This is a genomic window from Ornithinibacillus bavariensis (assembly GCF_050433565.1).
In the GTDB taxonomy this organism is placed as follows: Bacteria; Bacillota; Bacilli; order Bacillales; family Amphibacillaceae; genus Ornithinibacillus; species Ornithinibacillus bavariensis.
This window is the reverse complement of sequence record NZ_JBNPWZ010000004.1, coordinates 141248-155676: the sequence shown is the minus strand read 5'-3', so window position 1 is coordinate 155676 and position 14429 is coordinate 141248. Positions and strand designations below refer to the sequence as shown.

The 14429-nt window shown below is 37.8% G+C and carries 12 protein-coding genes; all 12 read right to left on the bottom strand.

Annotated elements, in window-relative coordinates:
- Window positions 1-27: 27 nt before the first annotated feature.
- Window positions 28-576: a DUF2815 family protein gene (locus HNR27_RS09500; protein ID WP_429339601.1), complete on the bottom strand. Its 549-nt coding sequence runs from the start codon at window positions 574-576 to the stop codon at window positions 28-30.
- Entirely contained in the window at window positions 569-1717 is a 1149-nt protein-coding gene (locus tag HNR27_RS09495) for a DUF2800 domain-containing protein (protein WP_429339600.1), read from the bottom strand. Before HNR27_RS09495 ends, HNR27_RS09500 begins: the two co-directional genes overlap by 8 nt.
- Window positions 1710-2033, bottom strand: a complete 324-nt coding sequence (locus HNR27_RS09490; RefSeq protein WP_429339599.1) for an rRNA biogenesis protein rrp5 — start codon at window positions 2031-2033, stop codon at window positions 1710-1712. Before HNR27_RS09490 ends, HNR27_RS09495 begins: the two co-directional genes overlap by 8 nt.
- Window positions 2008-2226: a hypothetical protein gene (locus tag HNR27_RS09485; protein ID WP_429339598.1), complete on the bottom strand. Its 219-nt coding sequence runs from the start codon at window positions 2224-2226 to the stop codon at window positions 2008-2010. The genes HNR27_RS09490 and HNR27_RS09485 overlap by 26 nt, the downstream gene beginning before the upstream one ends.
- A gap of 47 nt (window positions 2227-2273) precedes the next feature.
- Window positions 2274-2798 carry an RNA polymerase sigma factor gene (locus HNR27_RS09480; RefSeq protein ID WP_429339597.1) on the bottom strand — a complete coding sequence of 175 codons (525 nt, stop codon included), beginning with the start codon at window positions 2796-2798 and terminating at the stop codon, window positions 2274-2276.
- A gap of 369 nt (window positions 2799-3167) precedes the next feature.
- A complete protein-coding gene (locus HNR27_RS09475; RefSeq protein WP_429339596.1) occupies window positions 3168-4754 on the bottom strand; it encodes an ImmA/IrrE family metallo-endopeptidase in 1587 nt (528 codons plus the stop codon).
- Window positions 4729-5481: a M48 family metallopeptidase gene (locus HNR27_RS09470; RefSeq protein ID WP_429339595.1), complete on the bottom strand. Its 753-nt coding sequence runs from the start codon at window positions 5479-5481 to the stop codon at window positions 4729-4731. Before HNR27_RS09470 ends, HNR27_RS09475 begins: the two co-directional genes overlap by 26 nt.
- Complete coding sequence (locus HNR27_RS09465; protein WP_429339594.1) at window positions 5474-8599, bottom strand: type I restriction endonuclease subunit R; 3126 nt, start codon at window positions 8597-8599, stop codon at window positions 5474-5476. Before HNR27_RS09465 ends, HNR27_RS09470 begins: the two co-directional genes overlap by 8 nt.
- 13 nt (window positions 8600-8612) lie before the next feature.
- Window positions 8613-9758 (bottom strand): restriction endonuclease subunit S, encoded by a 1146-nt coding sequence (locus HNR27_RS09460; protein WP_429339593.1) that lies wholly within the window; start codon window positions 9756-9758, stop codon window positions 8613-8615.
- Complete coding sequence (locus HNR27_RS09455; RefSeq protein WP_429339592.1) at window positions 9752-12442, bottom strand: N-6 DNA methylase; 2691 nt, start codon at window positions 12440-12442, stop codon at window positions 9752-9754. The genes HNR27_RS09460 and HNR27_RS09455 overlap by 7 nt, the downstream gene beginning before the upstream one ends.
- Window positions 12443-12462: 20 nt before the next feature.
- The gene (locus tag HNR27_RS09450; protein WP_220155756.1) at window positions 12463-12675 is read right to left on the bottom strand and encodes a type II toxin-antitoxin system Phd/YefM family antitoxin; all 213 of its coding nucleotides are present in this window, start codon (window positions 12673-12675) and stop codon (window positions 12463-12465) included.
- 352 nt (window positions 12676-13027) lie between these two features.
- Window positions 13028-14410 (bottom strand): 23S rRNA (uracil(1939)-C(5))-methyltransferase RlmD, encoded by a 1383-nt coding sequence (gene rlmD / locus HNR27_RS09445; protein WP_429339591.1) that lies wholly within the window; start codon window positions 14408-14410, stop codon window positions 13028-13030.
- Window positions 14411-14429 lie beyond the last annotated feature (19 nt).

Genomic DNA, 14429 nt, shown 5'->3' with positions numbered 1-14429 from the left:
CTCCACCACCTCGTCTGTATTTATTCTTTATGCTAGAAAATCATCATCTTCAATAGTGGTGAAATCATCAGCTGCATTGGTTCTTCCACCTAAAGGCTCTCCATCTCTTATTTTCTGTATATTACCAAGTCCGCAGGCCACACCCTTGTTTCCATTAGAATTGAAAGTAAAGAAATTAAGTGACACTCTCGCATAGCAACCGCTGTAAACCTCGTTGCGATCCAAGATAGGTCTTACCGCTTTATCTACTATTTGAGGTGGAGTCTTACTATTGGCATTTACAAAATAATGCCCTTTATAAGCTTCATCATCACGTTCTATATCACCATCTCGAAGGGGCAGCTTGATGGCAGCCTTATTCGGCTTTTTACCACCAAACTTTGCAATCCCCTCTTCAATGGCTGCATCTACTGCTGCATTGATAGCATTGATGGTTTCCTTATCTGTTTTAGGAATCAATACGGAAACGCTATACTTTTCCGCCCCGCCATTGATTGATACTGGCTCCCAGCCGTGAAAGTAGCTGATACGTGTGTTGACACTTGTAACAACCTTCGTTCTGTTTTGATTATTCATATTCCAATTCCTCCGTTATCTCATTAAATTCGCTTTTTACGTTTGATATATTAATAGCTGGCCGCTTATCCGAAAGTGGAACCAGCGTTGGCTTACCTGGTGGTTTATGTATGAGACCACCGAGGATTTCCTCAAATTTCGTTTTGCCCATCAGTTTCTGCATTTCCGTAAGGGTAATGAGGCTCTGACGATATAAATCTTTATAGCCGTTTGCTTTGGCTACTTCAGCCACAGCTTTTTCGTCCTTATATTTGCGGACCGATCTGCCCTGGACCACCTTAAAACCGTTCCACTCTTTACCGTGATTTACAGCAGCATCCGTGGCATAAGCTATAATTTCATTGGCCCACTTTGTAAGGTCGGACAGTTTAGAAAGTACTCCCTCAATTTCAGTATCCGTAAGTAGAGGTGGTAACTTAAACTCCATCTGTGCTAATTTCAATTTTTCTTCAGCCCTTGCACGGCATTTAACGGCCGCTCTGCAGAAAGTACACCATTCACCAGGAAGGTAGTCGCCTTCGCCCTCATAAGCTTTTTTAGCCTTTGGTTTCAGTTCATTTGCCGCCCAGTCTTTTAATTCCTTTACAGGGATTGTCCATGTGCTGACATTCTCCCTACGTGGTTGGAAGATGGTCATGGAAACATCCTCGATGTCATACAAACTATCGTAGATTTCCAAAGCACCAAGGGCGTATAATTTCATCTGTGGGTTTTCCACTGCATCTACCAATACACCCATGCCATACTTAAGATCAATAATATGAAGCTTTTTATCACCAATGATGATACAATCGCCAGTTCCAAACCCCTGTGGTACATAGCAGGAAAAATCTAGACGTTGCTCAATAAGTATTAACGGGTCCGTACAGCTTTGCCTCGCCAGTTCAAACTGCTCCATTACAAAATCCACATAGGCATCGCTGTGTTCTTCCATTTCATCAGAGTTATATGCCGAGACAGGCCGCTTACTTCTCATGTGAAGTGCTTTTTTAAGTTTATGTTCACAAAGAGCATGAGCAGCGGTGCCTTCAGCAGCTGCATTGGATTCTCTATTTTCAAATTCCAGTTCCAATCTTGCAGACGGAAGGCAATTCAGCCATCTATGGGACCCCGATGCGGAAAGTACCGCGTGATCACTCATTACCTAGTACCTCCGCATCTTTCAACATATCTTCATAATGTTTTGGGTCAACTTCGCTTAATTTAGAGCCACTGTACTTTTTGATGATTTCTCTCACTTGGGCAGTAAGACCGACTTGACTCTTTTCAGCGAGTTTTGCTCTGACTTCCTCCAGAGTGATTTCCTTTTTCTTTGGCTCAGCCTCTTTTACAGTTGTAGGCGGTTCTTGTGTTTCGATAGGTTCATTGCCCGCCATTACATCTGCAACCGCTTGTATGCTATCAGCCAAAGAGCGCATATCGGAAACCACATCAAGAAGTAGTTTGATTTTGCTCATGGTTGAATCCTCCCTCCTTAATCTCACTGATGGCGAGTTCCTGTATGGTGTCACCTGGAACAAGAATAGTCAGTTTCTGCTTATCACCAAGTAAGAAACGAAGGAAATGCTCCCTTATGGTGACATTACGACAGGAAACAATCCCGCCAGACTGTGGAGTTTTTGAAACACTGATTTTCAAGTTGTGTTTCATGTTCTTCACCTCTTTCTCGAGAGCGTTTATGTGCTGCCCTCTACCTATTAGCCGTGGCAAGAGGGGAAAGTTGAGGATTCAGGAAAAACTTTTTTTAAATTCTTCTTAGCTGTGTCCAAACGGTGTGATATGGCACTTTTACTAACACCTTCACGTTTTGCATACTCAGTCATTGACATGCCATCAAGATATACAGCAATAAAAGGTTCTGAATGTTTTGGCTTAAGAATGGCACGAATAATCTCACAGTAGTATTCATACTCTTCTTTTTTATCCCGAGCCATTTCATGGGTGTTATCAGGGAAATAGTCCATATGATCCGTTGCATCCTCGGATTCTTCATCTTTGCGGAATGGCCTCTTTGATATACCTCTGTTTCTATCAAACTTGTGCCAATTGTTGTAATCTGGCTTGTTAAATTCTTCATTAAAGGTATCTTGGATTAGATGCTCTTTATCTGATTTGAAAAGTTCTTCACCTTCGAGGGACAGGCTAACCCACATTTGCTCAGTTTCTTTATCGTTAAGCTCTATGGTTTGAAATTTTTCTTCATACCTTACTGACAATCTCATTAGATTCTCCTTTTCCGTCTTGCAAGACGGCGGAGTACTAATGAGTCCTAAAAAAGAATGACCAACAGAGTTACTTCCTGAAAATGTGCATAGGAAATAAAACGGAGGAGCATAAATTTTCCCAATAGCCCGTCATTGACTATCTTCGATTCATTTATGTATCCACCGTCTTCTGCTGGCCAGCTTTAGACGTATTTAAATTTTTGTAAGACTTGTCCCTTACACTTATAAACATAAAGGATTTTAAAACTCCACGACCAACTCATCGAGTTGGCTTTTGTTTGCTTATGTATGGGGATTTCTTAAATTTGAGCAAAAAAAAAGAACCCCAAAAGGGGTTCAAAACCAACTCAACGAGTTAATGAATTTTTAAATTTTTATTTCGCTACCTAATTCAGGTATCCCAAACTGCCCTAAGACTCCATTGAAATCGCCAAGCGAGAGTCCTGGCATAGTCTCCATTATACGAATATAGATTTTATCAGGATTAGTATAATAATTTAATTTGTTCTTCGATTTATCGAATAATTTTTGCGTTATTCTCGAACTTAATCGCATACCTACACAAATTGCCATTAAAACATTAGTAGTCATGTTATTATAGTTATTTTTCTTAACTTTACCATGATAGTTTACGTGAAGTCCTGTCTCTTCGTTAAATTTCTCAGGATAGTCCCATTTTCTATTCTCCATCAAAAACCATAGGCACTCGCATAGAGATTTTGTTGGATCCCCTATCATCTTCATGAGTTCAATTTCTTCTTGCTCATCATAGGTAGTTAACTGTTTGTAAAATGCTTGGTAAGCCTCTTCCGGTTCATACATTAAAGAGGACTGATATTTTGGATGGAATGTAAGAAGTCTATTATCAACCCCTTCAACCCTTCCAAGTATCGCATAACCAAGAAAATCCTTACTAACATTTGCATATGTAGTGAAATTTTGCTCACGAATATTAATAACACATTTTGCAAGATTTTTCTTTGCTTTAGCAGTTAAATGAAGTACTCCATCTTTTTGTTTTACATACTGGATGTCAGCGAGAACAAAGTACCCGTCAGCATAAACAAATCGTCCATCGCTTATCCATCCTTTAAGAACTGAATCTGTGTCAACAATCTTTAATGCTTCTACAGGAGTTAATTTGACAAAATCTTTATTGCTATTGATTTCTTCATAAACATCTTCATAATCTGAAAACCTTGAAATTGTATCTTTAAGACCAACCTCAATCAATCTATATTTTACTGATAAACGTGACGTTTTAAAAAAGATACTTAAATCTTCAATCAAAGTGTCACACGATAATATAACATTTTCTCCAGCCTCTTTATATTGTTGAATAAACTCCAGTGCCTTCTTTTTAAAGCTGTTTTTTGGCATAAGGACCCTTGGTGCTAATCTATGTGCCTGCCATTCCAACCACCTTACTTCATTTTCTTTTGTGTTCTTTCCCTCAGGTGGAGTATAGAAAGTCTCAGATTGACGGCATAAAATAGGGTATAGCTTTTCAGATGCGTTTTTATTTTTTATCTCAAGGATTTCAAAATATCTTTTATCTTTTTCCCAATGCAGTGCCTCATGGATTAGTGTGTTTCTTCTCGAACCTTCACCAAATACAGCTTCAGATAATGGATCAATCAATACAGTTCCAGCATTAAAAGCAGTTGATGTATATTGCCTTGTTTCTTGGTCATAAACATCTATATGTGCATCTAATAGCAAACAGCAACCAAAAACATCTAAATTGCTAGATAAGGAAACTTCTTGTACTGTAAGTCCCATATCCTGAAGAATCTCCTCAACTGGAAGAGGCATTGGATCAACCAATGCCTGCTTACAATATTTTGTTAGAAATTTAGTTGCATAATCATCAAGTCGATTCTTTCCAAGTATCAATGCGCCCGATTTTTTATTAATATCAAAAATATCACTCGATGTTATTTTGCTCTTCATTCTCTACCCACTCCCCTTTTTCAATATAATCTAAGGGCAGCTCTGCTAATAGCTTTCTTGCCTCTTTCCAGGTAGGGTAGAACTCCTCAACAAGAGCATGGAATCTATGGGTGTGATTCTTTTCTATCAAGTGTACTAGTTCATGTATAACCACGTACTCAAGACATTCGACTGGCTTTTTAGCAAGCTGCAAATTAATCCATATTCTTTTTTTATCAATATTACAAGTACCCCATTTTGTCCTCATGTTTTTTATTTTGTATTCATTAGCATAAAGATTTGTCTTTGCCTCGCACCTCGATACCACACCATTCAATACTCGTTTAAGTTCTTCTCTGTACCATTCGTTAAAAGCCCTCTCCCTAGATTCCTTGGTTGACCTTTCTGGGGCAGTTAAAATTATTTTATTTGGTAGTTTATTAATTTCGTATTTGTTTCCTTCATAAACGACCTGCAACCGATAAGGCTTTCCCCATAAATAATGTGATTCGCCAGACACATATTCACGTTCAGTTTGACGTGGTTGTGACAACATCCTATCTCTCACCTTGGTAATCTCCGGCATTTTCTTTAAAACAAAAAGCCTTATTTCTTCATCAGGATAATCACTAGGAGTGCTGACGGTTACATTTCCTTCTGGGGGATTAACCCTTATATAAAGATTTTTAAGATTTTGCTTTTTGATAATCTCTATTGGCATACCGCCAATTATTTCTTCGTTACACATCGTATTCTCCCTGTCTTTCAGCTATTTCGAAGACGGCATTGGTTTTTTCAGTTGCTACATCTTCGTCATAACCATATACCAATAAATTTTGATATATAGCAAGTCTTATATTTTGTTGTTTCTGGAAATTTCGCTTCCAATCAGGACGTATTGCATTACGGATAGCCTTGTCACTTTTTATAGCCAGTTTTTCATCTCTATCAAAGTAATCAAAGAAAGCTCTTCTGGCCTCGCTATTCTTAACAGCATCCGGATAATCAGAATTTTCTTCTGGATGTAAAATCGCTTGTGCTAGTTCTACAACTTGACGTAGATACTCCTCATAGCTCATAGCCTCAATTCGCCTTTGGTCAATAATAATTTGGAGCATTTCTGATAGCTTGCCATAGTAAACTTTATTTGAAGACATCTTTTTAACGATTTCATGTTGCAAGTTATTTTCAATGGTCTCAGCCTTCGCATTATCACTTCCCGGAAGTTCTTTCACTAATGCATCTATTGGTGTTGTAGTTGTATTATTTAATAGCAACTCAACCAAGGGCATATTGGCAAGTTCGCTTACAACCTTAGAATCGTCGGCACGAATGTAGGTGTCGAGGATATAGCGCATATCCGCCTCATAAGGCTTTAAATCAATATAATCACAACTTGCAAGTTTAATCATTTCTTTTATTTTGTTATATCCAGAGATATCACTTCTAAGCTGGTTAACTTGATTATCTGAATAACCATAGTTGCTCACAAGTTTATCGCAGCAATTTGCAAAGGAACGAGTCAGGGATGCAGTTAGAGCGTACAAAATATCCCTGCGACCTGTTCTCTCATCATCCTCACTATTTTCACCACAGAAATACTCAATATAATCAATATCCTCTTTTGGATCATTTACGTTTTCAAGCAAATCCTTAAGAGATGCAATTGCACCCACCATTTCAGATTTGGCTTCATCATAACGATTCTTAATAAGTCCTTCAACATCTTCTTTATCAAAGTTATCGAAAGCTTCGGTTGTATAATCAGCAACTGCCAACTGTACATTACGGAACAAATCCATATAATCTACAATGTAACCATAGTCTTTATCCTCACCATCTGGTCTATTAACTCGACAAATCGCTTGGAACAAGTCATGATCACGCATAGATTTATCAATATATAGATAAGTGGCACTTGGTGCATCAAAACCAGTTAATAGTTTGTCCACCACAATAAGAAGCTTCATTTTAGCCGGGTCTTTTTTAAAGCGTTCCTTTACTTCTTTTTCAAACTCAGCTAATTTTTTACCTTTAAGCATACGCTCATAAATAGACTTCTTATATTCTTCTTCACCTTCTTGATTTAAGTCGCTCGTAGCAGTTCTAACACTTGCGGTTGAAGGTTCGTAAGAGGTGACAACAGCACATTTATTAAAGCCATTGCTAGTAAAGATATCCCAATATCTACAAGCTTCGTATATACTGTTGGCGACAAGCATAGCCGTTCCACGTTCATTTTTAAGGCGCGGTTTTAAATTCATATCAAAGATAATATCACCCGCAATTTTCTCAAGTCTTTGTCTTGAACTATATAATTTATTGATTGAAGTCCAGCTTTGTTTTAACTGTGTCTTTGCTTTTTCAGTAAGACCTAAGGTTTTATTATCAAACCACAAATCTACCTTTTCCTTATTGGATAAATCTTGGTCAACATCTCTTGCTTCATAACGCAAATCAAGAACAACACCATCTTCAACACCCTCATTAAATTTATAGGTGTGGATATACGATCCAAATGTTTCAAGGCTGGTTTTCTTGTCTTTTTTAAGTAGCGGTGTTCCTGTAAAACCGATAAGCACTGCTTCAGGCATCAAAACTTTAACAGCCTCGTGTAGTTTCCCCGAGTTTGTACGGTGGCATTCATCAATAAAGGCGATAATGTTTCCTTTTGCCTTAAAGTCAGCAGGCAAGTCCTTTAATAACTCTTTACGATACTGATCTACATCGGATTGTTTACCTGCATTGTGTCCATACTTATGAATCAAAGAGCATATAATAGAATCATCATTTTTATTTAGTATTTCTCTTAAATCAGAGCAACTCTTTGCTCTTTTAACTTTCTCATCAACGTCAATAAATAGGCTCTCTATTTGGTCATCAAGCTCGTCACGGTCTGTAATGATAACTACACGGCTATCTGCCACATTTTCAATAATCCACTTAGCCAGCCAAACCATTATCAATGACTTACCTGAACCTTGTGTATTCCAAATGATGCCACCCTCATTTGCAATAATCCTTTTTCTTGCAGCAATATTTGCAAAGTATTGATTATGTCTTGTAACCTTCTTCACTCCAGCATCAAAGATAATGAAGTCATGAATCAACGAGAGAAAACGTTCTTTTTGACAAAGAGAGACTATAGCATCTCTTAACTTATTCTTTTCTTTAGATTGAATATCCTTGACAGTTGCAGAAAGGTCATCGGTAGCTTTGATATCTTCTTTCCATTTAAGAAAATACTTTTCAGCCGTTTCGGTAGTACCATACTTAAGCCCCTCTGCCTCATTACCTGCAAAAATTAATTGAACGGTGCTAAAAAAAGGTTGAATATACTCCTTTTTTTGATTTGTAAGATTTTGACGAATACCTTCGCCAATACTCACGCATGAACGCTTTAACTCAAATACGCCAAGAGCGATGCCGTTTATATACAGCACCACATCAGGACGTTTTCTTTCTATTTGATTAAAACAAAGTACGCTTACTTCTTCAGCAACATAAAAATCATTATTCTCTACATTATCCCAGTCGATATAATGCACAGTTTGACGATTTTTATTATCGTCCTTTACGCCTTGCTTTCCGTAACGAAGTAGGGAATAGACCTCTTTATTGGTCTGATATAGGCTATCCACTTGATTGCTTGCCTTAGTAACAAGTTCATTTACTGCTTTTGAAATTTGTTCTTTCGTATAACCGCGCTTTTCTAGATTCTTCTTTAGCAAATCCTCTTTAACTGGTGTGTTGTCTTCATCTTCAAGGTTGCCAAGATATGTGTAGCCTAAGCCACCATCTTTCTCTCCATCTATTAACCAGTGGAGAACCTTATTTTGTAATTTTCGTTCTAAATCAACAGACATAAACTTAACCCCCTTATACTTTAAGACGCACACGGCCAGTTAAAAGGTCGTCCATTGCACCTTCTCTAATTTGAATCATCTTTGCTCTTTCAATTTCTAAGGCTTCAATCTCTTCATCCATTACTGTTAAAACTTCAGCAATTGCTTGTTGTTCTTCGATATCAACTGGGATCCGTAAAATAATCTTCTTCAAAGCTCCTAAATAAATTCCGCCTTGTGCACTTGCATTCATTGAACTTAATAATTGCGATTGAACAGATGCGCCTTGTAAGACATATAATAGAAAGTGGTTATATAACGATTGACTTCTTATAAAAGCAACACTTCGTTGAAAAGCAACTCCGTCTATATCACAAATGCAACATCTACCGATTGTACCAACGCAACTCATCAATATATCACCTATCTTAGGAAATCCATTTGATGTAATTTGTTCGAAATCATAATCGGATACTTTGCTTTCATCATCCGTAATAATTAACTTGTTATTGAAAACATTTTTTGCACTTAATAAATAATGTCCTGCATTCGTTCTTTTAAATGTTCCGTGTGTCCCATCTCGAATATTTGAGACCTCCCCAAGTTCGACTTCTTCCCACTCGCCATCAAACCCTTTAAGCCTTGTCCTACCACTAACCAAATCCTCTAAAGCACCATCACGGATAGCTTTTTTCTTTTCAATTAGTTCAGTTAGATTGTCAATATGCTCATCAAAATCTAACAATGCTTGTACAATTTCCTTTTGCTCAGGTAAAGGAGGATATGGAAACTCCATTTCAGCTATCATATCCCGTCGTACTGAATCAACTGATGATTTAGCTGTATATTTTTCAACTTCTTTTCCGAAGTTGTTTGAGAAATAATAGTAAAAGTACTTTCCATCAACATCTTGGAAATTGCTCATAACATAAACACGCTGATGTGCTGCAAATTTACCGTTAATATAGTGAAATACCTTTCCTGTTCCTACCCCATCTCCTGCAGTCAACACAGCTTCACAATCAAAGTCCGCCACATCTATACGTTCAACGAGAGGTGAACGTACAAAAAACGGATACCTTCCGTTAACCTTGTTATCTTGAGTATCTCTACAACCAGTTGTGATATCTGCAATATTTGTAATTGTATCGCATTTCCAACCTTCTGGATAAGTTACCATGTGTACCCCATCCTTTTCAGAGCAGACTTTACCTTAATCTTTGACTGAGCTGTCTTTTCTTCAATCTCACCTAGAGTATGCTCATAGCGTTTTGCGATTAACACCACTTTTGAGGCTAATTCATTTAATACTTGATCAATTGCACCAGCAATGTCACCTTCAAGTCTTGCTATCCACTTCTTATTAAAAAGCAAGTGCTTAATTTCATCAATTGATAACTCGCCATATTTAGCAAGCACTAGTTCATCAAGTATCCTTTGTGCCTCTTTGATAGCCTTATCAGCTTCTTCTTTTTCCCAAACCTTAGCTTGATATGCAAGTAGAGCGTTATATTCATCTTCATAAATTTCAGGGATAACCGCATTTTCGTTTGCCTCTTTTAATGCGGCTTTTAGCTTGGACTTACCAAATGATCCATTCTTATTTCTAAGTTCGAAGCCCTTTAGCTCACTGTTAGCTTTAACGATTTTCTCCATATCAATTGTATTGCCTTCATCTAACAATTCAATCAACTTTGTAATATCGCTCATTACAGGTGAGGTCTTTTTACTTTCGAGTTCCCTAATCCGTTTATTAAGATTTGCCTTTGGAATGCTGTCACCTTTTTCATTTAAGGCATTTACAAGCAAACCTTCATCGCCAGATTCTTCTTCACGCATTTCATCAAGTTCAGATTCAAGCAATATGGATTTTTCTATCAACTCATTAAGTGCTAATAATTCAGTTTCAAAATACTCACGCTCGATAATATCTCTTGAAATTAATGCACCATCAAACGACTTCATTTTAGAAGTGTCATCAACTTTTATTTCTTCTCCATTTTCATCTCTGGCTTTCTTTTGAGCGTATACATATTCAATCTCGCGGCCGGCCTCATATCCACTAGCCTTAATTACATACACATCATCTTGCATTTTCTCATTCCAATAATTTAGCAAGAAGTCGTACACATCGTAATTGTCTAAAAGCTGTGCCGATTCGAAATCGTGCAGGATTTCAAGGCCAATGTTACGAATTAACTCCATTGGATTTGTATCTGCATTAATGTTTAGCAGCACATTTTTTACTGCAATTCTCCATGTCCCGAATAGTTCACCACACTCGGTTTCCTTTTCACTCTTTATATTTTCGTCTTCAGAGATAACCTTTTCTATCTCGTTTGGTGACGTAGCAAGGTTATATACGTTATGCTTTTCATCAACACAGGTAAATATTTCTTGTTTTAAATTTGGCGAAACCTTCCATAACTTTTCTATTGAATTAATATCGACTTCCGGAATTCCACCCTTTAGATGTGATGCAATATTTTGCGGCAATGTATCATCAATCTTTTGGATATATCGAGGGACATTCAGGTTACCATCGTTTTCTTCTAATATTTCTTTATAGGTAACAAAACGAGAATAGCCTTTAATTTGTTCTTTATTTATGCATGTTTGTACTATCTTCTCAATATCTTGTTCACGAAGGCGATTCTTGTTACCATCTTTCTTAAATCCACGGCTTGCGTCTACCATAAAGATGCCTTCACGATTATCGGCATTTTCTTTATCGATAATTATGATGCAAGCAGGAATACCTGTACCATAGAACAAATTAGCAGGCAAACCAACTATGCCCTTGATGTATCGCTTATCAAGAATTGCTTTTCTAATGGTCTCTTCTATATTCCCTCTGAATAGTACACCGTGTGGCAGAATAATTCCTGCCTTACCATTACTATCTAACGCCTTTAAAACATGTAAAAACCAAGCATAGTCACCATTCTTCTCTGGTGGAATGCCATAACCTTCAAATCTTTTATATTTATCTTCTGATGGTTTAATTCCATCAGTCCAATCCTTATCTGAGAAGGGTGGATTCATGACAATAAAGTCGAATTTTCTAAGCCCACCGAAATCATCCGTATATGCTGGGTTTGCTAACGTATTACCACTCTTGATTTCACCTGTACCTTTGTTATGTAGGATAAAGTTCATCTTTGCTAAACCTGCAGTATCTGGATATTTTTCTTGACCATATATTGTAACTATAGAGTCACCGTTTTCATCCATAGGGGCTTCATCTGCTGCACGGATTAGTAGAGAACCACTACCCGCAGCAGGATCATGAAGTGTCCATTTCTTACCAGTTTCTTGCTTGATATCACCAATACCAATAAGTCTAGCAATGATACGTGACACTTCACTAGGCGTATAAAATTGACCCTTGCTCTTACCAGATTCTTGAGCAAATTTCATCATGAAGTACTCATAAGCATCTCCGATGATGTCATCGCCACTAGCTCTATTACTTTTGAAGTCAATAGCAGGATTTTGGAATATAGCAATAAGTCCAGAAACTTTATCAACTAGTTCCTTGCCAGAACCCAATTCATCCGGGTTATTAAAACTAACATCAGGAAGAGAACCTTGAAGACGGTTTTCCTCTAGGAACTTTTGGATAATCTTATCTACTCGTTCACCGACATCACTCTTGCCCTTTGCAGCAATTAAGTCATCAAATGATGCACCTTCGCTTACAGTAAACTCAGCAAATCGTTGTCCTTTGTATCTATCTGATACGTATTTAAAAAACAACAATACAAGTACGTAGTCTTTGTATCTTGACGGCTCTACGCCACCCCTTAATTTATTACACGCTTCCCATAGTAGGGAATATAGTTCTGATTTTTTCACAGCCATTCATTTTACCTCGCTCATCTTTAATATTCTGTTATATCAATACCTGATTTCAAAAGCCTTTCATAGCGTTCATTAGACAGTAGAACAGCAATAGGCTTTCCATTTTTTAAAACGAAAGCAGTCCTATCCTCATCAGATAATTTAGTTATTAATTTCGAGGATTGTCCTCTTAAAAAATCTGACATATTATAAAAGTCCATAGGCTGTTTTTGCACTTTATCTTCACTTTCCATATCCACACCTGCTTTTTCTTTTTATTATACCAAGAAAACCAGTCTATAGAAATGATTATTTACACTTGAAATGTAATTACTTTTTCAACTCAAATATTAAGATTTGTATATCTATAATATAGAGATAGGGATATCCCTTCATTTCAAAATTAGGGAATATTTCATCTTTCCTATCTCCACAACCTCATGAAGTTATCTAATCTGTCTCCACAACCCTACGAACATTTTTGCGGTAGATATGTTTCCTAAAAAAAAAAAATAAGGATCTTCAAGGCTAAAAGGTACCGCCAGATGTTAGGCAGAAAATCCTCCAATCTTGAAAATCCTTTATTTATCAGTGTTTTGAATAGTCCTATTTCTCCACCCTTGACATCAATACAACACACTCAACATGCATGCTCTGTGGGAACATATCTACTGGCTGGACTTCTTTTGTTTCATATCCACCATCTTCTAAAATACGTAAGTCACGTGCTAATGTTGATGGATTACAAGATACATACACAATCCGCTTCGGCCCCATTTCAATCATGGCATTAAGCAATCCTTCATCACAGCCCTTTCGTGGAGGATCTACTACAATGACGTCCGGCCTTAATCCCTCTTCCTTCCATCTTGGCATAACTTCCTCGGCAGTTCCTACTGCAAATTCCACATTATTCATTCCATTTAGCTTCGCATTCACCTTGGCATCTGCAATCGCCTCTGGAACAACCTCGACACCATAAACCTTTTTAGCTTTTTGTGCTAAGAAAAGCGAAATCGTTCCAATTCCACAATATGCATCAATGACCGTATCATCCTCATTAATTGCAGCATATTCCAATGCTTTTTCATAAAGCCGTTTCGTTTGTGTCGGATTCACCTGGTAGAAGGATTTAGCCGAGATTGCAAAGCGAACCTGCCCAATTGAATCATAAATATATTCTTGTCCCCAAAGTACCTTTGTTTGATTTCCTAATATCACGTTGGTACGGGCAGGGTTAATATTGTGGATAATGGACTTCACGTTCGGATATGTCTCGGTCAACTCACGAATAAACTCATTAACATGAGATAGGTTCTTAGTACGCGTAATTAATACAATCATCGTTTCCTTTGTTTCTTGCCCAGTTCGGACCATAATATGGCGTAGGACGCCAGTATGACTTTTCTCGTCATAGGCTTCAATCCCTACCCGATTTGCAATTCGTCTTACAGCTTCTACCATCCGATCATTCAAGTCCTCCTGAACGACACATGTGTCCATATCATCAATGATTTGATGGCTCCGCATTTGATAGAATCCCGTAATAAGCTCTCCATCCTTCTCTCCAACTGGAATGGAGACCTTATTTCGGTATCGCCACGGATCCTCCATCCCAATCGTTGGGTGTACCGGAACATGGTCCAGATGTGCAATTTTATGCATCACATTTTTGACCTGTTGCTGTTTCATCGCTAGCTGGAGATTGTAGCTCATATGCTGAATTTGGCAGCCTCCACATTTGTAGAAGACATCACAAGGAGGCTCGACCCTCTCTGGACTCGGATTTTTCACCTCAAGAAGCTTCCCAAAGCCGAAGTTTTTATTTACTTTTACTACCTTAACGGTTGCTTCCTCACCAGGAAGTCCATACGGTACAAATAATGGATAGCCATCTATTTTTCCAACGCCGTTCCCTTCATGGGTTAGATCCTCGAAACGAAGGGTGATGGTATCATTCTTTTTCACTGGTATAGCTTGTTTTGCCATTTATGTATCTTCCTTCACG

Excerpts from the sequence above, each read along its gene's own strand:
- HNR27_RS09500 (WP_429339601.1), bottom strand. The coding sequence starts at position 576 with ATGAATAATCAAAACAGAACGAAGGTTGTTACAAGTGTCAACACACGT.
- HNR27_RS09495 (WP_429339600.1), bottom strand. The coding sequence starts at position 1,717 with ATGAGTGATCACGCGGTACTTTCCGCATCGGGGTCCCATAGATGGCTG.
- HNR27_RS09490 (WP_429339599.1), bottom strand. The coding sequence starts at position 2,033 with ATGAGCAAAATCAAACTACTTCTTGATGTGGTTTCCGATATGCGCTCT.
- HNR27_RS09485 (WP_429339598.1), bottom strand. The coding sequence starts at position 2,226 with ATGAAACACAACTTGAAAATCAGTGTTTCAAAAACTCCACAGTCTGGC.
- HNR27_RS09480 (WP_429339597.1), bottom strand. The coding sequence starts at position 2,798 with ATGAGATTGTCAGTAAGGTATGAAGAAAAATTTCAAACCATAGAGCTT.
- HNR27_RS09475 (WP_429339596.1), bottom strand. The coding sequence starts at position 4,754 with ATGAAGAGCAAAATAACATCGAGTGATATTTTTGATATTAATAAAAAA.
- HNR27_RS09470 (WP_429339595.1), bottom strand. The coding sequence starts at position 5,481 with ATGTGTAACGAAGAAATAATTGGCGGTATGCCAATAGAGATTATCAAA.
- HNR27_RS09465 (WP_429339594.1), bottom strand. The coding sequence starts at position 8,599 with ATGTCTGTTGATTTAGAACGAAAATTACAAAATAAGGTTCTCCACTGG.
- HNR27_RS09460 (WP_429339593.1), bottom strand. The coding sequence starts at position 9,758 with ATGGTAACTTATCCAGAAGGTTGGAAATGCGATACAATTACAAATATT.
- HNR27_RS09455 (WP_429339592.1), bottom strand. The coding sequence starts at position 12,442 with ATGGCTGTGAAAAAATCAGAACTATATTCCCTACTATGGGAAGCGTGT.
- HNR27_RS09450 (WP_220155756.1), bottom strand. The coding sequence starts at position 12,675 with ATGGAAAGTGAAGATAAAGTGCAAAAACAGCCTATGGACTTTTATAAT.
- rlmD (WP_429339591.1), bottom strand. The coding sequence starts at position 14,410 with ATGGCAAAACAAGCTATACCAGTGAAAAAGAATGATACCATCACCCTT.